Source organism: Desulfovibrio oxyclinae DSM 11498 (assembly GCF_000375485.1).
Classification (GTDB): domain Bacteria; phylum Desulfobacterota; class Desulfovibrionia; order Desulfovibrionales; family Desulfovibrionaceae; genus Pseudodesulfovibrio; species Pseudodesulfovibrio oxyclinae.
This window is the reverse complement of the sequence record NZ_AQXE01000001.1, coordinates 479,506-506,211: the sequence shown is the minus strand read 5'-3', so window position 1 is coordinate 506,211 and position 26,706 is coordinate 479,506. Positions and strand designations below refer to the sequence as shown.

The window sequence follows — 26,706 nt, the reverse complement described above, 5'->3', positions numbered from 1 at the left end:
ATGCCAACCCTCGCCTTTATTGCCATATTCGGCGCGTGGCTGGGGTTCGCCAACCCCGTCTTTCAGTTTCCGGCCGCGGCGCTTGGCTTTCCTCTCGGGCTGGCTTGGATCGGTTTCAGGGCCACAGGCTCGCGCAAGGCGTTTCGCTGGGGCTGGCTCGCGGGCACCCTCGCCTGCACCGGCCTGCTTTACTGGATGGTCATTCCGGTGGCCATCTATGGCAACCTGCCATGGTATGTGGCCTTGCCCTGTCCGTTGCTCGCAGGCGGCGCCCTCGGCCTGCTTTATGGACTTTTCTCCCTGCTAATGCATCATGCGGGCCGCGCCAGCATCTCGCTTTTCGTCATTCTGACTGCCGGACTCGGCTGGGCATCGCTCGAAACGATCATGTCCTTCATCCTGACCGGCTTCCCATGGGCCAACCTTGCCTCGGCCTTTGCGCCATGGCCGGTCGTCATCCAGTCCGCTTCGGTCGTGGGTGCGTTCGCCCTCTCCGGCATACTCGCGGCCCTTGCGGTATCGATTCTGCTCTACCGCACCGTTCCCGGCGCCATGGCCGCGGCAGTGATAATGATCCTGCTGCTCACGGGCTTCGGCGGATGGCGCATGGCGACGTTCGATGACGACGGCGCCCCCGTCAAGGTCGGCCTGATTCAGGGTAACGTGAACCAGAGCTTCAAGTGGGATCCGAAATACCAGAAGACCACTGTAGGCAAATACCTGAACCTGAGCCGCGAAGCACAGAAAAAAGGGGCCGAACTGCTGGTCTGGCCCGAAACGGCCATGCCGTTCTACCTTCAGGACCGCACGCCCTACGGCGCAATGGTCCGCCAGTTCGCTCGGGACAACGAGGCCGAAATCCTGACGGGCGCGCCTGCCTACCGCATCACCAACCCGGACAACAGACGTTATGTGTTGCTCAATCGGGCCTTTCTGGTCAAACCCGACGGCTCGGCCGCCACATGGTACGACAAGGAACATCTCGTGCCGTTTGGCGAATACATGCCGCTTCGTGAATGGATTCCGTTTGAAAAACTCGTGCAGGCAGTGGGGACATTCAAGAAAGGGGACAACACCGCCTCCCTTATCACCAGAGGCGATCACCCGTTCGGCGTGCTCATCTGCTATGAAGCGATTTTTCCGGCTCTGGCGCGCAAACAGGTTGCACTCGGCGCCTCTTTTCTCGTAAACATCAGCAATGATGCCTGGTTCGGGAAAACGTCCGCACCGCGTCAGCATCTGGCCCTGACCACCCTGCGGGCCGTGGAGCAGAGTCGCTGGCTGGCACGCGGCACCAATACCGGTATCACCGCCTTCATTGATCCGCTGGGCCGCATCCGCTCCCGCACCGAGCAGTTTAAAAAGGCGCAGTTGACCGACACGCTCATGTCTCGGTCCGAGAAAACGCCCTTTTTCCACATGCAGCCGTGGCTCGGCGATGTGTTGCTCGCCTGCACGGCCGGGTGCATCCTTTTCATAGCGGTTGCCCTGCGCCGTGGAAAACGGCACAATCGGCAACGAACCATTTAACGACCAATCGAGATTATGCTTGAATATCCAGAAATAAAGTCCCTTTCCGCAGAACTGATCGAGAAATTCGACACACTCTGGGGGCGGCTTTGACTATCGGGAATCCTCCGACAGACTCAAGGAAATAGAAGCGGAACTGTCCCGCCCCGGAGCATGGGACAAGCCCGAAAGCCTTACCCCGGTACTGCGCGAAAAGAGCCAGCTTGAAAGCAGGCTCGCCATGTATGACGAACTCAGAACCGCCCGCGAAGACCTCGACGAATGGCTCCTGCTCGCACAGGAGGAAACCGACGAGGAGACAGTACAGGCGCTCAACGAGTCGCTGGAAACCTTCCGCTCCAGCCTTAACACCACGGAAATGGCGACCCTGTTCACCCATCCCCATGACAAAAACGCGGCCATCCTTGAGATCCACCCCGGCGCAGGCGGCGTGGAATCGCAGGACTGGGCCGAAATGCTCATGCGCATGTACACCCGCTGGGCCGAACGCCGAGGCTTCTCGCTTGAACTACTCGACCTTCAGCCGGGCGACGAGGCAGGCGTGAAAAGCGCCACCCTGCGCATCGAAGGACTTTACGCCTTTGGCCATCTGCGCGGAGAACGCGGCGTACACCGACTGATTCGAATCTCTCCGTTTGACGCCTCTGGACGGCGTCACACCTCATTCGCCTCCGTGGATGTCGTTCCGGACATTGAGGAGGATGTGGAGGTTGACGTGCGCGACGAAGATCTGCGCGTGGACGTCTTCCGTTCATCGGGCCCAGGCGGACAGCACGTCAACAAGACGAACTCCGCCGTGCGCATCACCCACCTGCCCACCAACATCGTGGTGCAGTGCCAGAACGAAAAGTCGCAGCTGCGCAATAAACAGGCGGCCATGAAGGTCCTCAAGGCCCGCCTTTACGAAATCGAGATGAAGAAGCGCGAGGAAGAGCAACAGTCGGACTACGCCGACAAGACCGCCATCGCCTTTGGAAATCAGATTCGTACCTACACGCTCCAGCCCTACAGGCTGGTCAAGGATCACCGCTCCAATTTCGAGGTAAGCAACGTCGATGACGTGCTCGACGGCAACCTGGATGAAATCATCCGAAGCAACCTGATCCACAATCATGCCGAACAATGATCCGCTCAAGCCCAACGAGTCCGCCCTGCTGCGTGAGATGAACGAGTTGCAGCAGGAGCTGTGCAACCGGGCCAACGAACACTGCGCGGGCACCGAGGATGACTCGGCCCTGTGGGTCTGCCGCCTCTTTCCCGGCGTGGATTTCAAGGACTGGGAAGAACTCACGTCCAAAAATCCTCTTGAGGAATGGCTCACGCTTCCGCTGGACGGTTCGGCCGTGCCCAACGTGAGGTTGGTTCAGCGCAATCTGGCCAAGCTGTCCTATGAGACGAGACATGATCCGCTCACGAACCTCGCCAACAGGCGCGCCTTCGATCGGATGCTTGACGTCGAGATTGAACGCTCCCGCCGCAACGGCACGCCCCTGAGCCTTGCCCTGCTCGATCTGGACAACTTCAAGAAGGTCAACGACTCCATGGGCCATCCCACGGGCGACCGTGTGCTCTCCGAGATCGGCGCAATCCTCAGCAAGGCGGTACGCCGCTACGATCTGGCTGCCCGCTTCGGCGGCGAAGAGTTCGCGCTCGTGCTTCCGGGGACGGGGCTGGTCAAGGCCAAACGGGTGCTGGAAAGGATTCTGCTTGCTGTCCGCTCCGCCACTTTCACCAGCGACGAGGGAAGTGAATTCTCGGTAACCATCTCCGCCGGTTTGACCTGCTACAAGGGCACGCGTGACATGTCGGTCAAGAAGATCGTCGGCACGGCGGACGAGGCACTCTATGCTGCCAAGGATGCCGGCAAGGACCGTGTGGAAGTGGTTCGGCTGCCAGAGATGGACAGCGTGCCCCGCGAGTCGCTGGTTCAGGCCAATGAAAAGCAATTTCTCTTCGGAAAATAGAGGATAACGATCATGAACAACGACAACAGCACACTGAGCCTCTCCATTCTCAGCGGTAAGGGCGGCGTGGGCAAGACCAACATCGTCCTGAACCTCGGCTATGCGCTCATCGAGGCCGGATATTCCTCCATGCTCATGGACTGCGACCTCGGCCTTGCCAACCTCGACGTCCTTCTGGGCCTGTCGCCGGAACGAAATCTTCAGGACCTGCTCCAGTCGGACATGTCACCCTCCGAGGTGGCGGTTCCCATTGAGGAAGGACTGGACATCCTGCCCGCCACAAGCGGTGTCCCCGAACTGGTCGAAATGGATGAGGACATGCAGGACGTACTCTTCGGGAAACTGGTCACGCTGGCCGGACAGTATGACTTTCTGATGCTCGACCTCGGCGCCGGCATCAACCATACGGCCATGGCCTTTGCCAGCATAACGCAGCTCAGGCTCGTGGTGGTTACTCCCGAACCGACGTCGCTCACGGACGGTTACGCAACCATCAAGGTGCTCAACACCCAGCATGGAATCAACGACTTTCTCTTGCTGGTCAACCAGGTGAGCTCCGCCAAGGAAGCCCAGCAAACACACGAGCGGCTGGCCGCCGCGTGCAAGAATTTTCTCGGAGTGGAGCTGCGAAATCTCGGACATATCCGTCAGGATTCCAATGTATTGGAGTCTGTCCGACGCCAGACGCCTTTCATGAAATTCGCCCCCGACTGTAACGCCGCCAAGGACATCCGCAGCATAGCCAGAAAGCTTGTCCGGTACCGCTCCGACAACATCGAGCGTATTGCGGGAAGGCACATTCTGAAAGAATTCCCCGTTTAAATTGCGAAAGGGGTTGACGAAAAGCCACGGGTTTCGGCATAGTTAGTAAAGTTAAGTCTCTCGAAACACGTTCACGGACCGATTCCACGCCGAATGTGGAGAACGCAACCCAATGGGGGAAAGGAATGAACAAGAGCGAACTGATCAAGGCTCTGGCTGAGGAGAAAAAGCTCCACGTTGACGAGTCCACACAGATCGTAAGCGCCTTCGTAGACTCCATCAAGGAAGCCCTTGTACGCGGCGACCGCGTTGAGATCCGCGGCTTCGGCAGCTTCAAGATCAAGGAATATGACGGCTACACCGGCCGCAATCCAAAGACCGGTGACGTGGTTGAAGTCAAGCCCAAAAAGCTGCCCTTCTTCCGTCCCGGCAAAGAGCTCAAGGAATATATCAACGATTAGATGTACCGGATTCTCGCACTTTTTCTGCTTCTGATTCTCGCATTCCCCCTTCGGGCTCATGCGGAATCCGACCTGACGCTTCTTTATACAGGCAATACCCACGGGACCATTGAGCCCTGCCCCACGTGAGGAGGAAAAACGTTGGGCGGGCTGGCCCGGAGGGCTGCCTATCTTCTTGACAAGAACAACGACTCACCGCGAATTGTCGTGGGCGGGGCGTATGAGTTCACTCACAAGGTCGGAGACGACCCCGGTGCGTCCACTCTGGGTGCACTTGCGCAAGCTTACGATTTCATGAATTATGACGTTTCGCTGCTTGCCGATGAGGAACAACAGATGCTGAATGACGCCGGGATCGAACCTCCGGCGCCGTGGAAGACTGCCGATGAGCAGCCCGTCAGCATCATCCGCACCTCTGGCTATACGGTCGGCTTTCTGCGTTTCCCAGCTCTGCCCGAGGATACCGACATCCCGGATGCAATGCTGGTGGAACAGGTAACCCGGCTTGTCGCCAAAACTCGGCCCGAAGTTGATCTGCTGGTGGGTCTGAGCTCCTGGGGAGCTTATGGAGAAAAGGCCTACCTGGATCAACGGCCTGATGAGGTGCCCGACATTCTTCTCGGCGGCGGTCGTGGCATGAGCTTCGTCAAGCGTTTCGCATCTGGGGATCGGGTTCTCTGGTCAAGACCCTATCCTCGCGGGAAAACGGTCACCCGCGTCTCCATCGGGCAATTGCCCGAAGGAGAAGACTTCGAATGGAGCAACGATACTGTTTCGGTAGGCTCGATCCTGCTTGACGACTCGATCTACGAGCATCCCGATGTCCGCGGGATATTCGAAAAAGCGGACACCAAGTAAGGAAGGAGAGTTACTAATGCAATTTACAGGCGCATACACCGCCCTATCCACCCCTTTCGTCAACAACGAGATTGATGAAGATGCATACCGCAAATTCATCGACTGGCAGATAGAACAGGGCATTGACGGCCTTGTTCCCTGCGGAACCACCGGCGAAGCGGCCACCATGACCCACGAGGAGCAGGGCCGCATCATTCGCATCTGCGTGGAGCAGGCCAAAGGCCGCGTTCCGGTCATCGCCGGAGCTGGCTCCAACAGCACCAAGGAGGCCGTGGAACTGACGCGGCTTGCCAAGGACGCCGGGGCCGACGGCGCGCTGCTGATCACCCCCTATTACAACAAGCCTACTCCCAACGGTCTGGTGCAACATTTCCGGGCCATCGCCAAAGATGCGTCCATGCCCATCATTGTTTACAACGTGCCAGGCCGCACCGGGCTGAACTGTACGCCTGAAACGCTCAAACGCATCAAGGACGCCGTACCCGAAGTTGTGGGCGTCAAGGAAGCCTCAGCCGATCTGAAGCAATGTGCCGAAGTCATTGAAAACTGCGGCAAGGACTTCCAGATGTTGTCCGGTGACGATTTCACCACCCTGCCCCTGCTGGCAGCTGGTGGTTGTGGAGCCATTTCAGTTGTCTCCAACATCATGCCAGCTGAAATGGCAGGCATGTGCAAGGCGTTCCGCGAACGCGACATGGAAACCGCGCTGGACCTGAGCCTGAAGCTGGCTCCCGTCTGCCGGGCCATGTTCCTGGAGACGAACCCGATCCCGGTCAAAACCTCGCTGCACAAGATGGGCCTTTTCCCGAATCTTGAATTCAGGCTGCCCATGGTTCCGCTGGAACCCGAGAATGACCCCAAGCTGGAAGACATGCTGAAAGAAGCCGGTCTGCTCTAGCTTCTTGGCATAAGCGACAAAAAGAAGCCCCGTTTCCTCGGAAACGGGGCTTCTTTATTGGGAAGATTCATATACCCTGTATCACGCCTGCCTGCATGCGTTATCGCCACCCTCGGACTTGGCCTTATACATGGCCAGATCCGCCCTGTGAAAAAGCGCATCCAAAGAGTCACCCGGACGATACTCTGACAAGCCGCAGCTGAACGTGATCGGCTCCACCGTATCCATGGCTCCGAGAGTGTTCTGGAACCGCTCGACCGCATGCATGGCCTGATCCGCATCTCCCTCCAGCAGCACCATAAACTCATCGCCACCCCATCTGGAGACTGTATCCATGGGTCGCACATCGTTACGGATGGCCTCAGCTGTCTTGCGGAGCAGGCGGTCGCCTTCAAGGTGACCATGCCTGTCATTTATGTCTTTGAAACCATCCAGATCAATAAGAACAATGGAATACTCGGTGCCATTGCGCTCATTGCGATGAACGGCACGCTCAAAAGCTTCCTCAAGCCCACGACGGTTCACGGCACCGGTCAGCGGGTCGGTCTTGATGAGGTTTTCAAGTCGGCCCTGGTAGTGATTCACCAGAGCCACGCATAGAAGAATAATCAAGAGCGAAGCAATGAACCCTATCAGCAGCGTGCGATAGAGGTTGTCCCTTGCCGCGCTCAGGGCCTCGCCTTCATTCTGCTCGACAAGCAGATACCATTCAAACTCGGGGATATAGAGCGCAGAAAGCAGGATATGCTCACCATTTCGGTCAAACTCGAAACTCTCTGGCTTTGCCCGGGGCTTGAGCACTTTATCGGCGATGGTGCCCAGCCCCTTCTCTTTCATGATGGAATGGCTCTTGATCTTCACCATGTCCGGATGCACCTGCACCAGACCGTCGCGATCAACAAGGTAAACATCCCTGCCGTATTGCTCCCGTGCCTTGACAAGCAAGCCGGCGGCTCGGGTCATGTCCAATCCCACTCCAGTGACGCCAAGCAGTTTTCCATGCTCATCCCGGACCCTGTGGTTGACAAAGATGCTCAACCGTCCGTTTTCCGCTTCACTGTGATCGACATTGAGCATGTATTCCTTCCCGGTGCGCAGAAAGGCATAATACCAGACGTCCAGCGGATCACGGGGAGCTACCTTCTTGAGAACGCCACCGTTGTAATAATACGTGTCGCTTACATGGGATACGAAAAACGAAAGCAGAAAATCGTTCTTGTGCTTGAGCTCACCCAGATACCTCTTGATGACGCGGACATCCTTTTCGCCGCCCTTCACCCAATCCCAGAGAAAAGTATCGCTGGCCATGGAAGAAGCCACGAGAATGGGGCGCATCATGTCGCCGTGAATCTCGGAATAGATGTTCTTGCCTGTCAGAGGCAACGAGGAATTCATCAGCTCTTCGCGGACCGACTCGCGCGTCACCTGATAGTTTATCAGGCTGGTCACGAAAAACGAAGCCAGCAGAATAGCCGTCAACGCGGCTAGAAGTTTGGTCTTGAGACTGAACCGGATCACACTGGACTCCGAAGCAAAGGTACACCGGCATCAAAACCGGCCAAGAGAATACGGCCACCCCGAATCAGTTTCGGGAGGAAGGTCAAATATTGAATTTACGAGGCCGGAACCTCAAAAGCATAGACGCATGCCGCTGTGCATGGGGCGAACCACCGCTTCCAGTCGGTTCATCAGTTCGGCCGTGGCTTTTTCTCCCGTGCAGTGTCCCGGAACCACGAGCCCCACACCAAAGTCCCGCAAAGCCTGCACCGCCTGATCGAGCTTGTCTTCATCGGCATTGTACAGGTGCAGGCCGCCCACTACAGCATGAATCGAATCCAAGCCATGACGCTCTTTCAGGACAGCCAAGCTGTTGGCAAGTCCGGCATGGCAGCATCCCAGCAGCACAACCGGCCCCGGCGCTGTTTCCAGCAAAAGGAAGGCATCATCCGGAACAGGGTCCGGTCGCGTCCCCTCGCGATCCAGCGCAAAGCCGTCCACCGCTTCATGGTTACCCGGCAGTCTTGGGATATCCGTGACCATGGTTATTCCGGGAATCAGCTCCTTCGACCCTCTCACTGTTTCATAAGCAGGGAGATTGAACGGCACACCAATGGCCTCGGGGGAATCGCCCGATACGCTGAAACGCTCCACGCGAATGGCCGAATGGCCGTGGATGGCTCCGGTGAATCCAGCATCCAAAAGCGCCTTCAGTCCACCGGCATGGTCGTAATGCCCGTGGGAGATGGCGAGCGCCTCCAGCTCGGAAACGTTCACGCCGAGCTCACGCGCATTATCCAGAAAGGCTGCGGTCTGGCCGCAATCCCAAAGCAGCATCCCGCCGCTGCCTTCCACGGCACATGAAAACCCCCACTCCGATGCCAGCCCGTCTCCGGCAACGTTGTCCATGAGTACGCTTATGTACATTGGAACTATTTCCCGATTTTACGCATATCCTCTCGGAACAGCTTGTAATTGTACGAGTCAACCACGGCCTGCCAGCTGGCCTCGATGATGTTGTGGGACACACCCACCGTGGTCCACCGTTCATGGGAATCGCCGGATTCCACGAGAACCCTGACGAACGAAGCGGTGCCCCCGGTATCGCGAACGGCTCCGGAAAGCACTCTCACCTTGAAGTCCAGCAGACGGACATCGGCAAGACTCGGATAGAACCGCTCAAGAGCCTTGCGCAACGCTCTGTCGAGCGCATTGACCGGGCCCATGCCGGTGGCTGCGGTGTGTTCTTCCTGATCCCCGACATGCACCATGACGGTTGCTTCAGAGAACGGTTCCGCGTCCTCTTCGCGTTTGGCGTCCACAACAAAGAAGTTGCGGAATTTGAAATAGTTGAAATGCCTTCCCGAAACGATCTTGTGGAACATGAGTTCGAATGAAGCTTCGGCCACCGAGTATTCGAAGCCCTCGCTTTCACGAAGCTTGAGCTCCCGGACGAGCTGATCCAGCCTCGGATCGCCCTTTTCCAGCGGATGTCCGAACTGCTCGGCCTTGTGCAGCAGGTTGCTGCGGCCCGCGAGGTCGGAAAGCAGCACGCGTTGCATGTTGCCCACATCCGTGGGTTTAATGTGCTCGTACGTGCGCGAGTCCTTGCGAACCGCACTCACGTGCACGCCGCCCTTGTGGGCAAAGGCGGACGCACCCACGAAGGGCTGGCGCATGAAAGGCCGCAGATTGGCAATTTCACTGATATAATGGGAGACTTCCGTGAGCCTGCTCATATTCTCCGCGCCGATGCTCTCCATTCCGAGCTTGAGCTCCAGATTGGGGATTATGGAGCAGAGGTTGGCGTTGCCGCAACGTTCGCCGTAGCCGTTCATGGTTCCCTGCACATGCACGGCACCGTGCCGGATGGCTTCGAGCGAGTTCGCCACAGCCAGTTCGCCGTCGTTATGAGCGTGGATGCCCACCGCCGCGTTCGGTATCCGGGTCCGCACGGCGTTGACCCCTTCTGCTATCTGATACGGCAGCGAACCGCCGTTGGTGTCGCAGAGCACCAACACATCAGCTCCGGCCTCATGGGCCGCCTCAAGGCAGCTCAGAGCAAACTCAGGATTGGCGCGAAAGCCGTCGAAGAAATGTTCGGCATCGAAAAACACTTCGCGGGCATGGGGCCGCAAGTGAGCCACCGACTGACGGATTATCTCGATGTTGCGCTCGGTGTCGATGTTGAGAGCCAGGGTGGCGTGCAGGTCCCAGGTCTTGCCGAAGATGGTGAAGACCTCGGCGCCGCAGGTGAGAAGGGATTGGAATATCGGGTCCGAGTCCGGGTCGGCCTTCGGGTTGAACGTGCTCCCGAAGGCCGCGATGGACGCGTTTTTGAATGTATGTTCGGCGATTTCGTCGAAGAACTGCTTGTCGGTGGGGTTGGAGCCGGGCCAGCCCCCTTCGATGTAGTGCACGCCGAGCTCATCGAGCTTTGCGGCTATGCGCACCTTGTCCTTGGTGGTGAGATTGAGTTCCTCGGCCTGGGTGCCGTCCCTCAGTGTGGTATCGTATATTGCTATCCTGTGCATGATTCCTGTTGTATCCCGCCCTCGTGGAGGGCAAATTCCTTGTGCAGCGTTCGCACTGCGAGTTCCGTGTATTTCTCGTCGATCAGGAACGATACCTTGATCTCCGAGGTACTGATCATCAGTATGTTGATGTTCTCGTCGGCAAGCGCCCGGAACGCACGGGAGGCGACTCCGGAATGATTGCGCATGCCGACGCCGATAATCGAGACTTTCGACACGTCACTCGATGATAGCAAATCCTCGTAACCGATCTCGTAGCGGAGATCTTCGAGGACCTTGAGGGTCTGTTTAATGTCGGCCTTGGGAACCGTGAAGGTCATGTCGGTCTTGCTGCCCTTGCTCGGATTCTGGACGATCATGTCCACGAGAATCTTCCTCTCGGCCAGCGGGCTGAAAATTGCCGCGGAAACGCCGGGACGGTCCTCCACGTGAACGAGGGTTATCCTGGCTTGATCCTTGTCGTACGCGATACCCGAAACGAGAACTGCTTCCATGTCGTCATCCTCCTGACAGACCAAAGTGCCCTGCTCGTCGGAGAAGGTCGAGCGGACATGCACGGTTACATTGTATTTCTTGGCAAATTCCACGGACCTGATCTGGAGCACCTTCGCTCCCATGCTCGCCATTTCGAGCATCTCGTCGTATGCGATGCGGTCAATCTTGGTCGCATCGGAGCAGATATTGGGGTCCGTGGTAAAAACACCGGGAACATCAGTATAAATTTCACACACTTCAGCATTGAGGGCGGCAGCCATGGCCACGGCGGACGTATCGGAACCGCCGCGTCCGAGGGTGGTGATCCGCTTGCCGTCCTCGCAACCCTGAAACCCGGCCACGACAAGCACATCGTGATCTTCGAGCATTTCGAAAAGCGCGGTGGTGTCGATGTCCACGATACGGGCTTTCCCGAAGCTGCAATCGGTGCGAATCGGCGCCTGAAACCCCAGTACGGAACGGGCGCGGATGCCCTGATTCTTGAGCAGCATGGAAAATAGCGCACAGCTGACCTGCTCTCCGGTGGAGACCAGCGAATCCATTTCCGCCGCATCGGGCGTCGTGACCCACTCGTTGGCAAGCGCCAACAGCCGGTTGGTTTCTCCTGCCATGGCCGAAAGGACGACCACGACCTTGTTGCCCTCCCGGTAAGGGCGCATGACCTTCTTCATGACCTCAAGCTGGGTGCTCAGGCTGGCGACGGAAGTGCCGCCGAATTTCTGTACGACGATGTTCATTGCGATTCCAAGTGTTCTGTATATTCGGCAAGTGCTGGAGCGAGGGCTTCAAGATATTCCCCGGCTCGACTTCCCATTGCATGCAACCTGAGGACTCGTCCAGTCCTTTCCTCCCCCCACACAAGGTGCAGGGCATCGGCAGGCCATTCGTCCTCGGGAAGATATTCGATCCATTCCACCAGCGCCACGCTGCTCTCGTCGGCCAGCTGATCGAGCACTTCATCTCCCGGAGGCATACCCTCCAGACGATACAGGTCGAAATGAGCCACTGCGGGCTTGGTGGGGTACAGGTTGAAAATGTTGAAACTCGGGCTCGACACCTCGGCTTGGGCCGCGCCGGGGAGTGACTCCACAAGCCCTCTGACAAGGGTCGTCTTGCCGGAACCGAGCCCACCCTGAAGCAGGACGGCCGGCGGAGCCGGAGAATTGGAAAGAAAGCTGGCAAGCGCGCGGCCCAATGCAAGGGTGTCGCGCTCCTCCCGCAGTCTGATGTCCAGATGCATCGGGCTTTCGCTACTCCTTGGCGATGAGCGTGCCGAGCACGTCTTCCTTGCCCACGACGCCGACGAGCACATCGCCGTCCACCACAGGCAGGGTGTAAAGCTTCTTGTCGCTCATGACAGCCGCCAGTTCATCCAGACCGGTGTCGGGGCTGACGGTCACGGCGGGCTTGGTCATGGCGTCATTGACGGTCAGGGCCGTGATCTTCTGCATCTCGGTATCCAGTTCGGCCAGCGAGGCCAGCGGGAATACGCCGTCGAGCAGGGTGAAGAACGAGGGCAGGGACAGCTTTTTCTGCTGCGCCACAAGATCGGTCTGCGTCAGAACGCCCACTACCTTGCCGTCATCCACCACGGGTACGCCGTTGATGCGATTTTCCAGCAGAGTCTTCACCGCAGTGCTGATGTCGGTGTCGGAGGTGAGGGTTATAGGCTCGTTGGTCATGATATCAATTGCTTTCAGCATATTCCGTACTCCTTTGCCGCACGAGGCAGCATATCGGCTATTTCGCCTGCGAGATTGCCGCGCAGGGGGTGGTCCTCTTCCAGCATCCGTCCGGATGCCGCGTGCCAGTAGACGCCGAGCGAGGCGGCGTGCATCACGTCCATTCCAGTGGCGGCAAGTGCCGCTATCACACCGGAGAGTACATCACCGGAACCGCCCACCGAAAGGCAGGGGGCGGAGATGGGACAGAGCCTCGTCTGCGCCGCATCGGCCACAAGGGTTCCGGCTCCTTTGAGAACCAGCGTCGCTCGCGTCTTTTCCACGTATGATTCCGCGGTTTCCAGTCTGGACTGCTGGACCGATGCCGTATCGGTCTCCGCCAGACGGGCCATTTCACCGGGGTGGGGAGTCAGGACGGTTCCGGGCGGGAGCTCCCCGGCAAGTTCGGGGGCCTGTGCCAGAGCGTTCAGCCCGTCGGCATCCAGCACGAGCGGCACCGGACACTTTGCAATAAAATGCCGCAGGAAATCAACATTTTTCCCGTCTTGTCCCCAGCCGGGGCCAAGAACAACCGAATCGAAACGAGACAGCTGTGAAACAACTTTTTCCGCACTTTTCTGGTCCCATTTCTCAAAATCGCGCAACGGGAGGGTCATAATCTCGGGCCGACCAAAGCGGACCTCGGCACATGCGCCTTCCGGGCAGGCCACCGTGACCAACCCGGCTCCGGCCCGCAGCGCTCCCAACGCGGAAAGATGCGGCGCGCCGGTCATTCCGGGGGAGCCCCCCACGACGAGAACATGCCCCGCCCTGCCCTTGTGGGAATCCGGGACCGGTCGCGGTATGGTCTTCATGACCTCCTGACCGATCACGAACCGCCGCACCTGACGAGCCTCCCGGACAGCGCGGGGAATCCCGATATCCGTGACGAAAAGCCGACCGGTCCACTGCTCGGCACCGGGCATGGCAAGCCCGGTCTTGGCCGCCTGAAACGTGACTGTGGCATCGGCACGAACGGCTTCGGGACCCGGCGTCCCGGTATGACCGTTGAGCCCCGAGGGGATGTCGATCGAAAAGACAAAGGATCGCTCGCCCATGCGGTTGATCGCCCGCACCAGCTTCAGGATGTCGGCGCGAAGACGCCCCTTGAACCCCGTTCCGAGCAGGCCGTCCACGACGATGTCGGGCTGTGGCAGGGAGCCGAGGGTCGCAGTGGCAAGATGAAAAAGAGGAATACCGAGCTTCTGGGCCAGCACTAGGTTGGCCCGGGTTTCTCCGCGATAGTGCTTTTTGGGGCGGGTATGAAACAGCGCCACTGTACCGGCACGCTCCACCAGATACCGGGCCATGGCAAAGGCGTCGCCGCCGTTGTTGCCGGATCCCGCAAAGAGATAGACCGTCTTGCCTTCCAGCGGTCCGGCCTCGGATTCGAGGGTTCGCACGGCTTCGCGGGCTGCGTTTTCCATCAGGACCATGCCGGGAATGCCGAATTCGCCGATGGCCTCGGCATCCCAGGCAGCCATTTCGCCGGGTGTGGGCAGCGGATGAAGCATAGCGCCTCCTAGTCTTCTATGACCACCACGGCCGCGGCATTATCCCGCGAGTGTGTGATCGAAACATGGGCCCGCCTGCCGCCAAGGGAACGCATGACCTCATGTCCCTCGTCGCAAAAGGTGATTTCCGGTTTGCCGGAGGAACCGTGCAGCACTTCCACGCACTGAAAGGTCACTCCCTCCGCAAAGCCGGTTCCCAAAGCCTTGACCGCAGCCTCTTTGGCGGCAAAAAGCGCGGCCAGACGCGAGACCGGATTCTTCGGCAACTGGGCGATCTCGGCTTCGGTAAGAACTTTTTCCGCGAACCGCATCCCGTACCGCCCCCAGGCGTTTTCAATGCGCTCAAGCTCGACAAGATCGATGCCCATTCCGAGGATCATGCGCTAGTCCTTGAAAGTCCTGATGATTTCGGCCATGTCGCGAACGGCCCGATCAATGCCTACGTAGATGCTGCGCGCGATGATGCTATGACCGATGGAATATTCGCTGATGCCGGGAACGTTCTTGAACGCCATGACGTTGCGGTAGTTCAGGCCGTGACCGAGGTTGACCTTGAGCCCCAGCGCGCGTGCATGGCGAATGCCTTCCAGAATCTTTTCCAGTTCCACGTGACGCTCTCGGATATCCTTGGCGTCCGCGTAGTGGCCGGTGTGAATTTCGATAAACTCCGCGCCGCTGGCGTGCGCCGCGTCGATCTGGGCCGTGTCCGCGTCGATGAACAGGCTGGAACGAATACCTTTTTCATGCAGCGGGGCCAGAAATTCCGCCAGCTCCTCTTCCCTGTCGATGCAGTTCAGGCCGCCCTCCGTGGTCAGTTCCTCGCGCTTTTCAGGGACGAGGCAGACAGTTTCAGGATCGGTATCCATGGCAATGGACTGCATCTCGGGTGTGGCGGCCATTTCGAAGTGAAGCCGCGTATTGCAGGTTTTGCGCACTAGTTCGATGTCGCGATCCTGCACGTGCCTGCGGTCCTCACGCAGATGCATGATGATTCCTGCCGCTCCGGCGAGTTCGGCCATGTAGGCTGCCGTGACGGGCTCGGGCTCTATCCCCATTCGAGCCTGACGGAGAGTGGCGACGTGATCGACGTTGACGCAGAGTACGGGCATTATGGAATCTCCTTGTGAGGATGAATATATTTTGAAGCCACCTGATTACGCCTTCCGGGGCTTGATGGCAACCGCATGAAGCCGTTTCGCCAGTATTGACAGGAACGAAGCCACCCGCTACCAACCCACAGAACTGACCAAGACATCATATATGGAGTAATATACATGAAAGTTTGCATCGTCGGAACCGGTTATGTCGGCCTCGTCTCCGCTGCCTGTCTGGCAGAAATGGGCAACACCGTCCGCTGCGTGGACGTGAACCCCAAAGTGGTGGAAAAACTGAGGGAAGGCCATGTCCACATATACGAACCCGGCCTTGAGGAGCTGGTAAAACGCAACTACGCCGAAGGACGCCTCTCGTTCACCACGGAGATTGCCGAGGGACTCGAAGAAGCCCGCGTGGCTTTCATCACCGTCGGCACGCCCAGCGGTGAAGACGGACGCTGCGACCTTTCCTTCGTGGACTCGGTCGCGCGCGACATCGGCTCCAGCATGAAAGAGCCTAAGATCGTGGTGGACAAATCCACCGTCCCCGTCGGCACTGCGGACCACGTACGCGGCATCATCGCCGCAGAGCTCGAAAAACGCGGCGCATCCATCGACTTCGACGTGGTCTCCAACCCCGAATTCCTCAAGGAAGGCGACGCAGTCAACGACTTCATGAAGCCAGACCGGGTCATCGTCGGCACCGAGTCCGAGGAATCCGCCAAGGTACTGCGCGACCTCTATTCCCCGTTTGCCAGAAGCCGCGAGAAGCTCATCGTCATGGGCACCCGCAGCGCGGAGATGACCAAGTACGCCGCCAACTGCATGCTGGCCACCAAGATTTCCTTCATCAACGAAATCGCCAACATCTGCGAACGCGTCGGCGCCAACGTCACCGAAGTGCGCGCGGGCATCGGCTCCGACTCGCGCATCGGCTACAGCTTCATCTACCCCGGCGTGGGTTACGGCGGCTCCTGCTTCCCCAAGGACGTGAAGGCGCTGATCAACACCGCCCGTGAAGTGGAGTACGACGCCAAGCTCATCCAGTCCGTGGACACGGTGAACGACGCCCAGAAGCTCGTCATCTCCGATAAGATTCTCGACTACTTCAAGCCGCAGGGCGGCGTCGAAGGCCGTACCCTCGCTCTCTGGGGAATCGCCTTCAAGGCCAACACCGATGACATCCGCGAAGCCCCGGCCCTCTATCTGGTCAAGGCTCTCACCGACGCGGGCATGAAGGTCCGCGCCTTCGACCCCGTGGCATGGGAACGCGGCGCCGAGCACTTCGCCGACAACCCCAATGTCGAAATCGTCCAGGACCAGTATGAAGCCTGCGACGGCGCGGACTGCCTCGCGGTGGTCACCGACTGGAACCAATTCCGCGATCCGGACTTCGCTCAGGTGAAAGGGCTGCTCAAGACCCCTCTCCTTTTCGATGGACGCAACCTCTACAGTCCCCGCCGCATGGGCGACGAAGGCTTCGCATACTTCAGCATTGGCCGCACCCCGGTCAAATAGCCGTCCGTTCATATCACTAGTCAACGGCCTGCTCCCGAAACGGAGCAGGCCGTTTTTTCATGGCCCCGCTTCGGTTTCTGACTTCGGCCCTCGGCACCCTCCTTGCTTTCTCCCACCAGACGACAAACACCATGAACAAGAAGAACGGTTCCAAAACATTCATGAAAACTCTGTTTGCACCCGGACGGCTTGCCGGGTATCACAAACCAATCGGCGGATTTTCGCCGACGTGCTTCCGAAGACGGTTCACGACGGGCTGATGATACGTCCAGCCAAACTCGCCCGCCGGCAAAGAGAGTGAAGGCGCATGAGATACTTCAAGGACAGCAGACGCAAAGCGCTTCCCGGCATCATGGGATTCCTCTCCATGCTGCTTGTGCCGCTGATTGTGGCGCTGGTGGTGCAGTACGACTATCTGCAGGACCTTGAACGGGTCTCCGAAGAACGGCTGGCCCTGTACGAACGCACGCTCAACTCCGCACTGCAAAAGCACGAATATCTGCCCTACCTGCTTGCGCAGACCGGCATCATCAAGGATCTGCTCTCCGAAGGGGGCGACAGGATCCGCATGAATTCCTTTCTTCAGTCGGCCAACGAGCGGGCGGAGTCCGAAGCCATTTACATTCTGGACACCGACGGCATCGTCATCGCCGCCAGCAACTGGATGAAGAAGACGAGCTTCATCGGGCTGGACCTCAGCTTCCGCCCGTATTTCAAAGACGCCATGAACGGCGCCGCGGGCAAATTCTTCGGCGTCGGCATCATGGCGGGACGACCCGGATTCTACATTTCCCACCCGGTACGCGTGAACGGACGCATCGTTGGCGTCGTGGCCACCAAGATCGTGCTGTCCGCGCTGGAAACCCTCTGGCAGGAAGGCGGTGAAACCGTATTCGTGGCGGATTCCAACGGCGTCATAGTCCTCTCCAGCCGCCCATCGTGGAAATATCGTACCCTTGCCCCCCTGTCCGCAGAGATACGCAACCGCATCCACGAACGCTGGCAGTTCCCGCAACCCAAGCTCAAGAGCCTGCAATCGCAGTCTTCCACACTGCTGGGCTTTCGGGAAACCATCATCGACAAGGAGCGGTTTCTCAAAAACTCCCGTTCCATACCCGGCATGAACTGGGAGATCACCTACCTCATGAACGAGGACCCGCTCTGGGAGCGCACGTTGGGTATGGCCCTCACCTCATTCATTCTCGTGGGGCTGGCGATTCTCACCCGCATGTTCGTGCGGGAACGCAGCCAGCGGGAACTTTCCCGACAACAGGCCCTTGAGGCGGAGAAAATCCGCAGCATGAACAAACAGCTCGCTCAGGAGATAGAGGAACGCAAACGCACGGAGCTTGAATTGCGCGAAGCGCAGGAAGAACTGGTACAGGCGGGAAAGCTTGCGGCCCTCGGCGAGATGGCCACGGCCGTGGCGCACGAGCTGAACCAGCCCATAGCGGCGTCCAAGACCTACATCGCCAGCTGCCGCCTCATGCTCAATCGCGGCAAACTCGACGAGCTGGAGCCGACGCTTAACAAGATTTCGGACCTGTGCGACCGCATGGCAAAAGTCACCGGCCAGCTGAAATCCTTCGTGCGCAAGTCATCCAACAAGAAGACCAAGTTCGACCTGCGGCGAGCCGTCAACGAATCCCTCACGCTCATGCGTCACCAATTTCAGGTGGAGAACTGCGAACTGCAGCTGGACATGCCGCAGTACCCCATCTACATCATGGGCGACCACGTCCGGCTGGAGCAGGTGCTCATCAACCTTTTCCGCAACGCGCTGGACTCCATGCTGCATACGGCCTCGCCCGTCATCGGGGTTGAGATGGCCCACGAGAACGGACACGCCACCATCCTTGTTCGTGACAACGGCCCCGGCATCGGCACGGAGATAGGCAAACGCCTCTTCGAACCGTTCGTCACCAGCAAGAAGGAAGGCGTGGGCATGGGCCTCGGCCTTTCCATCTCTTATAAAATCATCAAGGACATGGGCGGAGACATCCGTGGCAGGAACCGCGACGAATGCGGCGCGGAGTTCGTGCTGACCCTCCCCGTTGTCGATCACGATACATCCGGAGCCGAAGCATGATGCAGGTCATTCTCGTCGATGACGAAAAGTCCGTCAGGGACTCGGCCAGACAGTGGCTTGAGCTCTCCGACTTCACGGTAAAGGACTTCGAGGATGCCGCCGAAGCGCTCGGGGCCATTCATCCAGACTACGCGGGCATCATCCTTTCCGACGTCAAGATGCCGGGCATGGACGGGCTGCAATTTCAGAAGGAAATAGCCAAGATCGACCCGCACATCCCGGTCGTCCTCTTTACAGGACACGGCGACATCGCCATGGCCGTGGAGGCGATACGCGGCGGCGCGTACGACTTCGTCGAGAAGCCCTTCGATCCGGAACGCATCATCGAGACCATCAAGCGTGCGCTGGAAAAACGGCGGCTGATACTGGAGAACCGGCAGCTCAAGAAGGAGCTGGAGGAAAACGAAGGTCTCGACTCCAGGCTGGTGGGCACCTGCAAACCCATGCGTGAACTCAAGCGGGAGATCACCCACCTCGCCCCGACCATCGCCAACGTGCTCGTGCTGGGCGAAACAGGGACGGGCAAGGAAGTGGTGGCCCGCTCCATCCATGAACTCAGCGACCGCCGCAAGTTGCCGTATCTGGCCCTCAACTGCGCCACCATCCCTGTCAACATGGCCGAGAGCGAGCTTTTCGGCCACAAGCACGGCGCGTTCACCGGAGCGCAGAGCAGACGCATCGGCAAGCTGGAGGCGGTACAGGGCGGCACCCTCTTTCTGGACGAGCTTGGTTCCATGCCCATGGACGTGCAGGGAAAACTCCTACGCGCTCTGGAATGCCGCGAGATAACTCCGCTTGGCAGCAACACGCCTCGTCCGGTGGAGTTCCGGCTCATCTCCGCCATGAACGAAGACCCACGCAAGGCCATCGAAGAAGGTCGCCTGCGCGAGGACCTGTACTTCCGGCTGAACACCATGGAGATTACCGTGCCGCCACTTCGTGAGCGCAAGGAGGACATTCCGCTGCTCTTCTCCTTTTTCCTCGAACGCGCCGCCGACACCTACGGTCGTCCCGCCGAATCCCTTCCGTCGGAGAGCGCCGCCGTCATGATGAGCCATGAATGGCCCGGCAACGTACGCGAGCTGAAAAGCCTTGCAGAACGTTTCGTGCTTTCCAGTCTGCCGCCTGCGGAGCGAATCCCGAAGCTGCTTTCCGGCACCGTCGTGGACTGCGGGGATTCCTCGGTATCCCTCAAGGAGCAGGTCAACCTCTTTGAGCGGCACCTCATCCAGAAGTCGCTGGCGCGCCATGACGGCAACATCAAGTGCGTCATGGACGAGCTGCAAATCCCCCGGCGCACCCTCAACGAGAAGATGGCCAAATACGGCCTTTCCAGAACCTGATTCCATTTTCGGCGGAATTCCGCTCACGCTTTCCGGGCGCATCGGCGATTTTTCGCCGATGCGCTTTTTCGTTGAAGGAATCAACCCAGCCCAGCCGGGAACAATCCAGTTACCGACCGTGGCACAGCTGTTGCTCTAACGGGGATGTTGCGACCTGGTTTTTCGCCAACTTATCACCGGAGGATGCCTCCATGCACGAAGGCGACTCTGCCGCCATCTCCCGAAGGGACAAGGGACTGCCAGCCGGAGAATCTCCTTGACCCCCAGTTTCACGCCGCTTCGGAAAACGGTCTAGCCATCTTCAATTCCACAACCCCACAGGTGAACCCTTATGATGAAAGCCAATCCGACATCCGCCGCAGGCATGTCCCGTCGGGACGCAGGGCTCGACTGGCTACAGATGCTCACCGGCGCCGGGCTGATCCTCTTCATGTGGTGCCACATGATACTGGTCTCCTCGGTAGTCATCTCGCCCAAAATCATGAACGCCATCGCCCATTTCTTCGAAGCCACCTACATGGCCCAGGTGGGCGGGCCGCTGATCTTCCTGACCTTCCTGCTCCACTTCGTCCTCGCCGCCAGAAAGATTCCGTTCCGGGCCGAAGGACAGGGAACCATCGTCAGGCACGCCAGAATGCTCAAACACCGCGACACGTGGCTCTGGGTCGTTCAGGCCGGAACCGCCATGATCATCCTGATCCTCGGCGCCATCCACATGTGGGTGGTGCTCACCGACCTGCCCATCACCGCCGCCAAGTCGGCAGCGCGCATCCAGCAGTTCTGGTGGTTCATCTTCTACATGGTCCTTCTGCCCTGCGTGGAACTGCACGTGAGCATCGGCTTCTACCGCATCGGCGTGAAGTGGGGCTTCGTCAAATCCGAAGACCGCAAGGGATTCAAGAAATTCGAAAAGACGCTTTTCACCATCTTCATGGTCATCGGCGTCATCACCCTGATCCGTTTCGTAACGTTAGGCTAGCGAGGTTTCTTCAATGCAAACGCACTACTCAGATCTGCTGGTCATCGGCGCCGGACTCGCCGGGGAACGCGTCGCCTGCGAAGCGGCACAGAACGGCTTCAAGGCAACTTGCCTCTCCATCGTCCCGGCCCGCCGCTCCCATTCCTCTGCGGCACAGGGCGGCATGCAGGCCGCACTCGGCAACTGCGCCAAGGGCGACGGCGACTGCCCAGACGTTCACTTCATCGACACGGTCAAAGGCTCCGACTGGGGCTGCGATCAGGAAGTGGCGCGGCTCTTCGCCGACACCGCACCCATCGAAATGCGCCGCCTCGCCCACTGGGGCGTGCCGTGGAACCGGGTTGTTCCGGGCAAATCAACCTTCTTCAAGGGCGGCGAGAAATTCGAGAAATACGAAAAGGATGAAAACGAAGGATTGATCACTGCGCGCTCCTTCGGCGGTACCGCCAAATGGCGCACCTGTTATACCTCGGACGGCACCGGCCATGCGGTCATGTGCACCATGGACAACCGCTGCGCCGAACTGGGCATCGACGTCTTCGACAAGAAGGAAGCCGTCTCGCTGATTCATGACGGCGAGACCTGCACCGGTGCCGTGGTCCGCTGTCTTCGCACCGGCGAATTGGAAGTTTTCCTTGCCAAGGCCACCGCCATCTGCACCGGCGGTTTCGGACGTATCTACAAGGCCACCACCAACGCGGTCATCTGCGACGGCGGTGGGCACATCATCGCCCACGACACCGGCGTGGTACCCATTGGCAACCCCGAGGCCATCCAGTTCCACCCCACCGGTATCGTCCCCACCGACATCCTCGTGACCGAGGGCTGTCGCGGCGACGGCGGAACGCTTCTCGACGTAAACGAAGAGCGATTCATGAACATCTACGAGCCGGACAAGGCCGAGCTGGCCTCCCGTGACGTGGTCTCGCGATGGATGACCCATCACATGCGGCAGGGCAAGGGCGTGAAAAGCCCCTACGGCGAACACCTCTGGCTCGACATCCGGCATCTGGGCAACGAGCACATTTCCACCAAGCTGCGCGAAGTGGACGAGATATGCCATCACTTCCTCGGCGTAGACCCAAGGCACGAGCTCATCCCGGTGCGCCCCACGCAGCACTACACCATGGCCGGCATCCGCACGGACAAGGACGGCTCGGCATATGGCCTCAAGGGTCTGTTCTCCGCAGGCGAGGCAGCCTGCTGGGACATGCACGGCTTCAACCGCCTCGGCGGAAACTCGCTGGCCGAGACCGTTGTCGCGGGTGGCATCATCGGTGCCAAGATCGTCGAATTCCTCAAAGGCTACGAAACCACCTTCAATACCCAGACCATCAATCAGGCGGTCATCAAGCAGCGCGAGCGCATCGAAAACCTGATCCGCGGCAAGAACGGAAGACTCAACGTGTACGAAGTGCGCAACGAGATGCAGGAAGCGCTCATGAAAGGCTGCTTCGTCTTCCGGAATCAGCAGGGGCTTGAGGAATGCGTGGAAACGCTTCAGGGCACCCTCGACAAGGCCAAGCGAGTGGGACTGGTTTCCGACGGCACCGGGCCGAACTATGAACTCGCCGCCGCCCTCAAGATCAAGGGACAGGTCAGGCTGGCGCTGTGCATCGCCCAAGCCGCCCTGCAGCGTACCGAATCGCGCGGGTCACACAACCGCGAGGACTACCCGGAGCGCAACGACAAGGACTGGCTCAACCGCACGCTGGCCTACTGGCCCGAAAACGCGGACATGCCGGAGCTTTCCTACGAGGACACCACCGCCAAATTCGAAATTCCTCCGGGAGACCGGGGCTACGGCGGCGGAACCATCATTCCGGCCGACGAAGGGTACGTGCGCGACCGCACCGTGGAAAGCCCCGTGAACGAACTCGGCACGAAGAAGTAACCCGGTTCAAGGAAGGAACGCATCATGGGTAGACAACTCGAATTCGAAATATTCCGATTCAATCCGCAGAAACAGGGCGACGTGCCGCGCATGCAGACGTACGTCCTTGAAGAGACCACCAACATGACCCTGTTCATCGCCCTGAACAGGCTGCGCGAAGAGCAGGACCCGAGCCTCGTCTTCGACTTCTGCTGCCGCGCCGGAATCTGCGGGGCGTGCGCCATGGTCATCAACGGCCGCCCCGGGCTGGCCTGCCAGACCAAAACCAAGGATCAGCCCGGCAAGATCACCCTGCATCCGCTTCCGGTGTTCAAGCTCGTGGGAGATCTGGCCGTGGACACCGGCGTATGGTTCCGGGAGATGTACGACAAGACCGAGTCGTGGGTTCACACGAGCCGAACCTTCGACCCCGCCGCTCAGGAAGAGCGCATGGATAATGCCGTGGCGGAACAGATTTATGAACTGGAACGCTGCATCGAATGCGGCTGTTGCGTGTCCGCTTGCGGAACCGCCCGTCTGCGCGAGGATTTCATGGGCGCCGCCGCCCTGAACCGCATCGCACGCTTCGTGGTGGACCCGCGTGACCAGCGCACCGACAGCGACTACTTCGAGATCATCGGCAACGACAACGGCATTTTCGGCTGCATGGGCCTGCTGGCCTGCGAAGACGTATGCCCCAAGGGGCTGCCGCTTCAGAACCAACTGGGCTTCCTGCGCCGCAAGATGGGCATCACCGCAATCAAGGAAATATTCAGGAAGTGACGCCATGCGTATCATTCATACCAACGACATAGTGGACGCCGTCGCGAGGATGTGCGTCAAGGCCAATACGGAGCTTCCGGACGACGTCCGCAACAAGCTCTCGCAGGCCATGGAAGAGGAAACGAGCCCCTCGGCCAGGGAAGTGCTTCGCCAGCTTCTGGAGAACGCCGACCTTGCCGCCGAGACCAAGCTGCCCCTGTGTCAGGATACCGGGCTCGCCGTCTTCTTCGTGGAAGTCGGCGACGAGGCCCGCGTGGAAGGCGGCAACCTGCGCGACGCCATCAACGAGGGTGCACGCAAGGGATATCAGGAAGGCTACCTGCGCAAATCCGCATGCGATCCCTTCACCCGCGCCAACACCGGGGACGGCACTCCGGCAATCATCCACTTCGATTTCGTTCCCGGTGACAAGCTGAGGATCGTGTTCATGGCCAAGGGTGGCGGCAGTGAAAACATGAGCCGCGTGACCATGCTGGCTCCGGCACAGGGCTGGGAAGGTATCAAGAAATACGTGATCGAACGCGTGGCCGAGGCCGGTCCGAACCCCTGCCCGCCAACGGTACTGGGCATCGGCATAGGCGGTACCTTCGACCATGCGGCGAAGATCGCCAAGAAATCACTGATGCGCCGACTCGACGACACCCACCCCGATCCAGAGATTGCGGCCAAGGAAAAGGAACTGGAAGAAGCCGTGAACAGGCTGGGCATCGGCCCCATGGGGCTTGGCGGAAAAACCACGGTGCTGAGCGTCAAGATGACCGTGGAGCCCTGCCATCTGGCGAGCCTGCCGCTGGCCGTCAATGTCCAGTGCCACTCCCAGCGGCACGAGGAGGTCGTTCTGTAATGGCGGAATACAAGCTTACCACCCCGCTGACCGATGCAGACATCACCCCGCTCAAGGCCGGGGACGTGGTCTTCCTGACCGGCACCATCTACTCCGCCCGCGATGCGGCCCACAAGAAACTCGTGGAGCTGCTGGACAAGGGCGAAGACCTGCCCTTCGATCTTCAGGGCGCGGCGATCTATTACGTCGGCCCGAGCCCGGCCCCGCCGGGCCGCCCCATCGGCGCCGCCGGCCCCACCACAAGTTACCGCATGGACTCGTATGCGCCCCGCCTTCACCGGCTCGGTCTCAAAGCCACCATCGGCAAGGGCAAGCGCAATGACGAAACCCAAAAAGCCCTGCAGGACCATACCGCCGTCTACTTCGGAGCCACCGGCGGTGCGGGCGCCCTGCTCTCCAATTCCATCAAGGCGTCCGAAGTCATCGCCTTCGAGGAGCTGGGACCCGAGGCGATCCGCAAGATGACCGTGGAGGACTTCCCTCTGCTGGTCATCAACGATTCCCATGGACAGGAACTGTACGCCGTGCCCGACCGAAAGGCCGCAGGCATCGAATAACGCATCGAAATCACGAGGAGATTTTACAATGGCACTGTTCACCAAACAGGAAGCGCTCGACTATCATTCCATGGGTCGGAAAGGAAAGGTCGAAGTCGTTCCGGTCAAGCCGTGCGTGACCCAGAAGCACCTTTCCATGGCCTACAGCCCCGGCGTGGCCGAAGCCTGCAAAGAGATCGCGGCCGATCCAGAAAAATCCTTCGAGTACACCGCGCGAGGCAACCTCGTGGCAGTGGTCTCGAATGGAACGGCCGTGCTCGGTCTCGGCAATATCGGCGCTGCCGCCGGAAAGCCGGTCATGGAAGGCAAGGGCGTACTGTTCAAGGTCTTCGCGGACGTGGACGTGTACGACATCAACCTCGCCGTCACCGACCCGGATCAGCTCATCGAGATCGTCAAGGCCATGGAGCCGACCTTTGGCGGCATCAACCTTGAAGACATCAAGGCACCGGAATGCTTCTACATTGAGGAAAGACTCAAGAAGGAAATGAACATCCCGGTATTCCACGACGATCAACACGGCACCGCCATCGTCACGGCTGCGGGCATGATGAACGCGTTGGAGATATCCGGCAAGAAGCCCGAGGATCTGCGCGTGGTCGTCTCCGGAGCCGGGGCATCCGCAATCGCCTGCACCAACCTTTATAAAAGCATGGGCGTGCCCCCCGAGAACATCGCCATGTTCGACTCGCGCGGTCACATCAACAAGAGCCGCAAGGACCTGAGCGAAACCAAGCAGGCCTACGCCACCGACAAGGAATTCGGCTCGCTGGCCGAAGCCATGCAGGGCGCGGACTGCTTCCTCGGTCTCTCGGTGGCGGGCATGGTTTCCAAGGACATGGTCAAATCCATGGCCGACAACCCGATCATCTTCGCCTGCGCCAACCCTGACCCGGAAATCACCTACACCGACGCCAAGGAAGCACGCCCGGATGCCATCATGGGCACGGGACGCTCGGATTTCCCCAATCAGGTCAACAACGTGCTGGGCTTCCCCTTCATCTTCCGCGGCGCGCTGGACGTAGGCGCTACGGCCATCAACGAAGAAATGAAGCTTGCCGCGGCAAAGGCGCTGGCGGATCTCGCCAAGCAGCCCGCCCCGGAATACGTGTGCAAGGCCTTCGGGGTGGACAGCCTCGAATTCGGCATCGACTACATCATCCCCAAAGCGCTTGATCTGCGTCTGATCGAATACGTTTCCGTGGCGGTCGCCAAAGCCGCGATGGAAACGGGCGTGGCGCGCAGGAGCATTGACCCGGAAGCCTACGCCAGCGAACTGCGCCACCGCATCGCCGATTCCACGGCGCGCGTGAGCAGTTACGTGGAGTCGTACAATCTGGGCATATGAGCATCCCGGGGGCGGGATGTGAGGAGTTCCGCCCCTTCGACCGG

Annotated in this window: 25 protein-coding genes; 16 read left to right on the top strand and 9 right to left on the bottom strand. The window is 59.4% G+C overall.

What is annotated here, in order from left to right:
- The 7 genes from lnt (at window position 1) to dapA (ending at window position 6,473) form a co-directional block, all read left to right on the top strand.
- A complete protein-coding gene (gene lnt, locus B149_RS0102605) occupies window positions 1-1,530 on the top strand; it encodes an apolipoprotein N-acyltransferase (protein ID WP_018123604.1) in 1,530 nt (509 codons plus the stop codon).
- A 15-nt stretch (window positions 1,531-1,545) separates the two neighbouring features.
- Window positions 1,546-2,656 (top strand): peptide chain release factor 2 gene (gene prfB / locus B149_RS0102600; RefSeq protein ID WP_156816715.1). Its coding sequence is split into 2 segments (ribosomal slippage): window positions 1,546-1,620 and window positions 1,622-2,656, totalling 1,110 coding nucleotides; the frame shifts between segments, so codons are not numbered across the junction.
- Window positions 2,643-3,494 (top strand): GGDEF domain-containing protein, encoded by an 852-nt coding sequence (locus B149_RS0102595; protein ID WP_018123602.1) that lies wholly within the window; start codon window positions 2,643-2,645, stop codon window positions 3,492-3,494. Before prfB ends, B149_RS0102595 begins: the two co-directional genes overlap by 14 nt.
- Before the next feature lie 12 nt (window positions 3,495-3,506).
- Window positions 3,507-4,316 (top strand): MinD/ParA family protein, encoded by an 810-nt coding sequence (locus B149_RS0102590; protein WP_018123601.1) that lies wholly within the window; start codon window positions 3,507-3,509, stop codon window positions 4,314-4,316.
- 125 nt (window positions 4,317-4,441) lie between these two features.
- Window positions 4,442-4,717, top strand: a complete 276-nt coding sequence (locus tag B149_RS0102585) for an HU family DNA-binding protein (protein ID WP_018123600.1) — start codon at window positions 4,442-4,444, stop codon at window positions 4,715-4,717.
- Window positions 4,718-4,858: 141 nt separating this feature from the next.
- Window positions 4,859-5,575, top strand: coding sequence for a UshA-like (seleno)protein family 2 (locus B149_RS0102575; RefSeq protein WP_018123598.1), 717 nt, complete (start codon window positions 4,859-4,861; stop codon window positions 5,573-5,575).
- Window positions 5,576-5,591: 16 nt separating this feature from the next.
- Window positions 5,592-6,473, top strand: a complete 882-nt coding sequence (gene dapA / locus B149_RS0102570) for a 4-hydroxy-tetrahydrodipicolinate synthase (protein ID WP_018123597.1) — start codon at window positions 5,592-5,594, stop codon at window positions 6,471-6,473.
- Between the two features lie 81 nt (window positions 6,474-6,554).
- Here the strand turns inward: dapA and B149_RS0102565 are convergent, their stop codons facing one another.
- The 9 genes from B149_RS0102565 to B149_RS0102525 form a co-directional block, all read right to left on the bottom strand.
- The gene (locus tag B149_RS0102565; protein ID WP_018123596.1) at window positions 6,555-7,991 is read right to left on the bottom strand and encodes a sensor domain-containing diguanylate cyclase; all 1,437 of its coding nucleotides are present in this window, start codon (window positions 7,989-7,991) and stop codon (window positions 6,555-6,557) included.
- 111 nt (window positions 7,992-8,102) lie between these two features.
- Window positions 8,103-8,897, bottom strand: a complete 795-nt coding sequence (locus tag B149_RS0102560; RefSeq protein WP_018123595.1) for an MBL fold metallo-hydrolase — start codon at window positions 8,895-8,897, stop codon at window positions 8,103-8,105.
- Between the two features lie 5 nt (window positions 8,898-8,902).
- Window positions 8,903-10,504, bottom strand: coding sequence for a citramalate synthase (gene cimA / locus B149_RS0102555; protein ID WP_018123594.1), 1,602 nt, complete (start codon window positions 10,502-10,504; stop codon window positions 8,903-8,905).
- Window positions 10,492-11,736 carry an aspartate kinase gene (locus B149_RS0102550; protein WP_018123593.1) on the bottom strand — a complete coding sequence of 415 codons (1,245 nt, stop codon included), beginning with the start codon at window positions 11,734-11,736 and terminating at the stop codon, window positions 10,492-10,494. The genes cimA and B149_RS0102550 overlap by 13 nt, the downstream gene beginning before the upstream one ends.
- Complete coding sequence (gene tsaE, locus B149_RS0102545) at window positions 11,733-12,239, bottom strand: tRNA (adenosine(37)-N6)-threonylcarbamoyltransferase complex ATPase subunit type 1 TsaE (RefSeq protein WP_018123592.1); 507 nt, start codon at window positions 12,237-12,239, stop codon at window positions 11,733-11,735. Before tsaE ends, B149_RS0102550 begins: the two co-directional genes overlap by 4 nt.
- A 10-nt stretch (window positions 12,240-12,249) precedes the next feature.
- Entirely contained in the window at window positions 12,250-12,702 is a 453-nt protein-coding gene (locus B149_RS0102540; RefSeq protein WP_018123591.1) for a CBS domain-containing protein, read from the bottom strand.
- Window positions 12,696-14,234 carry a bifunctional ADP-dependent NAD(P)H-hydrate dehydratase/NAD(P)H-hydrate epimerase gene (locus B149_RS0102535; RefSeq protein ID WP_018123590.1) on the bottom strand — a complete coding sequence of 513 codons (1,539 nt, stop codon included), beginning with the start codon at window positions 14,232-14,234 and terminating at the stop codon, window positions 12,696-12,698. The genes B149_RS0102540 and B149_RS0102535 overlap by 7 nt, the downstream gene beginning before the upstream one ends.
- 8 nt (window positions 14,235-14,242) lie before the next feature.
- Window positions 14,243-14,614, bottom strand: a complete 372-nt coding sequence (locus tag B149_RS0102530) for a holo-[acyl-carrier-protein] synthase (protein ID WP_018123589.1) — start codon at window positions 14,612-14,614, stop codon at window positions 14,243-14,245.
- Between the two features lie 3 nt (window positions 14,615-14,617).
- On the bottom strand, window positions 14,618-15,343 hold the full coding sequence (locus tag B149_RS0102525; RefSeq protein WP_018123588.1) for a pyridoxine 5'-phosphate synthase: 726 nt from the start codon (window positions 15,341-15,343) through the stop codon (window positions 14,618-14,620).
- Window positions 15,344-15,490: 147 nt separating this feature from the next.
- Between B149_RS0102525 and B149_RS0102520 the strand changes: the two genes are divergently transcribed.
- The 9 genes from B149_RS0102520 to B149_RS0102475 all read left to right on the top strand — a co-directional run bounded on the left by B149_RS0102520 (window position 15,491) and on the right by B149_RS0102475 (window position 26,662).
- Window positions 15,491-16,846, top strand: coding sequence for a UDP-glucose dehydrogenase family protein (locus B149_RS0102520; RefSeq protein WP_281109890.1), 1,356 nt, complete (start codon window positions 15,491-15,493; stop codon window positions 16,844-16,846).
- A gap of 307 nt (window positions 16,847-17,153) precedes the next feature.
- Window positions 17,154-18,935, top strand: coding sequence for a sensor histidine kinase (locus tag B149_RS0102510; RefSeq protein ID WP_018123585.1), 1,782 nt, complete (start codon window positions 17,154-17,156; stop codon window positions 18,933-18,935).
- Complete coding sequence (locus tag B149_RS0102505) at window positions 18,932-20,278, top strand: sigma-54-dependent transcriptional regulator (protein WP_018123584.1); 1,347 nt, start codon at window positions 18,932-18,934, stop codon at window positions 20,276-20,278. The genes B149_RS0102510 and B149_RS0102505 overlap by 4 nt, the downstream gene beginning before the upstream one ends.
- 331 nt (window positions 20,279-20,609) lie before the next feature.
- The gene (locus tag B149_RS0102500) at window positions 20,610-21,257 is read left to right on the top strand and encodes a succinate dehydrogenase/fumarate reductase cytochrome b subunit (RefSeq protein WP_018123583.1); all 648 of its coding nucleotides are present in this window, start codon (window positions 20,610-20,612) and stop codon (window positions 21,255-21,257) included.
- A gap of 13 nt (window positions 21,258-21,270) precedes the next feature.
- Window positions 21,271-23,151 carry a fumarate reductase flavoprotein subunit gene (locus B149_RS0102495; protein WP_018123582.1) on the top strand — a complete coding sequence of 627 codons (1,881 nt, stop codon included), beginning with the start codon at window positions 21,271-21,273 and terminating at the stop codon, window positions 23,149-23,151.
- Window positions 23,152-23,175: 24 nt separating this feature from the next.
- Window positions 23,176-23,913, top strand: a complete 738-nt coding sequence (locus B149_RS0102490) for a fumarate reductase iron-sulfur subunit (RefSeq protein WP_018123581.1) — start codon at window positions 23,176-23,178, stop codon at window positions 23,911-23,913.
- Between the two features lie 4 nt (window positions 23,914-23,917).
- Complete coding sequence (locus tag B149_RS0102485; protein WP_018123580.1) at window positions 23,918-24,757, top strand: fumarate hydratase; 840 nt, start codon at window positions 23,918-23,920, stop codon at window positions 24,755-24,757.
- Window positions 24,757-25,314 (top strand): Fe-S-containing hydro-lyase, encoded by a 558-nt coding sequence (locus tag B149_RS0102480; protein ID WP_018123579.1) that lies wholly within the window; start codon window positions 24,757-24,759, stop codon window positions 25,312-25,314. Before B149_RS0102485 ends, B149_RS0102480 begins: the two co-directional genes overlap by 1 nt.
- 28 nt (window positions 25,315-25,342) lie before the next feature.
- Window positions 25,343-26,662: a malic enzyme-like NAD(P)-binding protein gene (locus tag B149_RS0102475; protein WP_018123578.1), complete on the top strand. Its 1,320-nt coding sequence runs from the start codon at window positions 25,343-25,345 to the stop codon at window positions 26,660-26,662.
- Window positions 26,663-26,706 lie beyond the last annotated feature (44 nt).

Bases quoted from the DNA above. Each gene is read 5' to 3' on its own strand.
- lnt (WP_018123604.1), top strand. From the start codon at position 1: ATGCCAACCCTCGCCTTTATTGCCATATTCGGCGCGTGGCTGGGGTTC.
- B149_RS0102595 (WP_018123602.1), top strand. From the start codon at position 2,643: ATGCCGAACAATGATCCGCTCAAGCCCAACGAGTCCGCCCTGCTGCGT.
- B149_RS0102590 (WP_018123601.1), top strand. From the start codon at position 3,507: ATGAACAACGACAACAGCACACTGAGCCTCTCCATTCTCAGCGGTAAG.
- B149_RS0102585 (WP_018123600.1), top strand. From the start codon at position 4,442: ATGAACAAGAGCGAACTGATCAAGGCTCTGGCTGAGGAGAAAAAGCTC.
- dapA (WP_018123597.1), top strand. From the start codon at position 5,592: ATGCAATTTACAGGCGCATACACCGCCCTATCCACCCCTTTCGTCAAC.
- B149_RS0102560 (WP_018123595.1), bottom strand. From the start codon at position 8,897: ATGTACATAAGCGTACTCATGGACAACGTTGCCGGAGACGGGCTGGCA.
- cimA (WP_018123594.1), bottom strand. From the start codon at position 10,504: ATGCACAGGATAGCAATATACGATACCACACTGAGGGACGGCACCCAG.
- B149_RS0102550 (WP_018123593.1), bottom strand. From the start codon at position 11,736: ATGAACATCGTCGTACAGAAATTCGGCGGCACTTCCGTCGCCAGCCTG.
- tsaE (WP_018123592.1), bottom strand. From the start codon at position 12,239: ATGCATCTGGACATCAGACTGCGGGAGGAGCGCGACACCCTTGCATTG.
- B149_RS0102540 (WP_018123591.1), bottom strand. From the start codon at position 12,702: ATGCTGAAAGCAATTGATATCATGACCAACGAGCCTATAACCCTCACC.
- B149_RS0102535 (WP_018123590.1), bottom strand. From the start codon at position 14,234: ATGCTTCATCCGCTGCCCACACCCGGCGAAATGGCTGCCTGGGATGCC.
- B149_RS0102530 (WP_018123589.1), bottom strand. From the start codon at position 14,614: ATGATCCTCGGAATGGGCATCGATCTTGTCGAGCTTGAGCGCATTGAA.
- B149_RS0102525 (WP_018123588.1), bottom strand. From the start codon at position 15,343: ATGCCCGTACTCTGCGTCAACGTCGATCACGTCGCCACTCTCCGTCAG.
- B149_RS0102510 (WP_018123585.1), top strand. From the start codon at position 17,154: ATGAGATACTTCAAGGACAGCAGACGCAAAGCGCTTCCCGGCATCATG.
- B149_RS0102505 (WP_018123584.1), top strand. From the start codon at position 18,932: ATGATGCAGGTCATTCTCGTCGATGACGAAAAGTCCGTCAGGGACTCG.
- B149_RS0102500 (WP_018123583.1), top strand. From the start codon at position 20,610: ATGATGAAAGCCAATCCGACATCCGCCGCAGGCATGTCCCGTCGGGAC.
- B149_RS0102495 (WP_018123582.1), top strand. From the start codon at position 21,271: ATGCAAACGCACTACTCAGATCTGCTGGTCATCGGCGCCGGACTCGCC.
- B149_RS0102490 (WP_018123581.1), top strand. From the start codon at position 23,176: ATGGGTAGACAACTCGAATTCGAAATATTCCGATTCAATCCGCAGAAA.
- B149_RS0102485 (WP_018123580.1), top strand. From the start codon at position 23,918: ATGCGTATCATTCATACCAACGACATAGTGGACGCCGTCGCGAGGATG.
- B149_RS0102480 (WP_018123579.1), top strand. From the start codon at position 24,757: ATGGCGGAATACAAGCTTACCACCCCGCTGACCGATGCAGACATCACC.
- B149_RS0102475 (WP_018123578.1), top strand. From the start codon at position 25,343: ATGGCACTGTTCACCAAACAGGAAGCGCTCGACTATCATTCCATGGGT.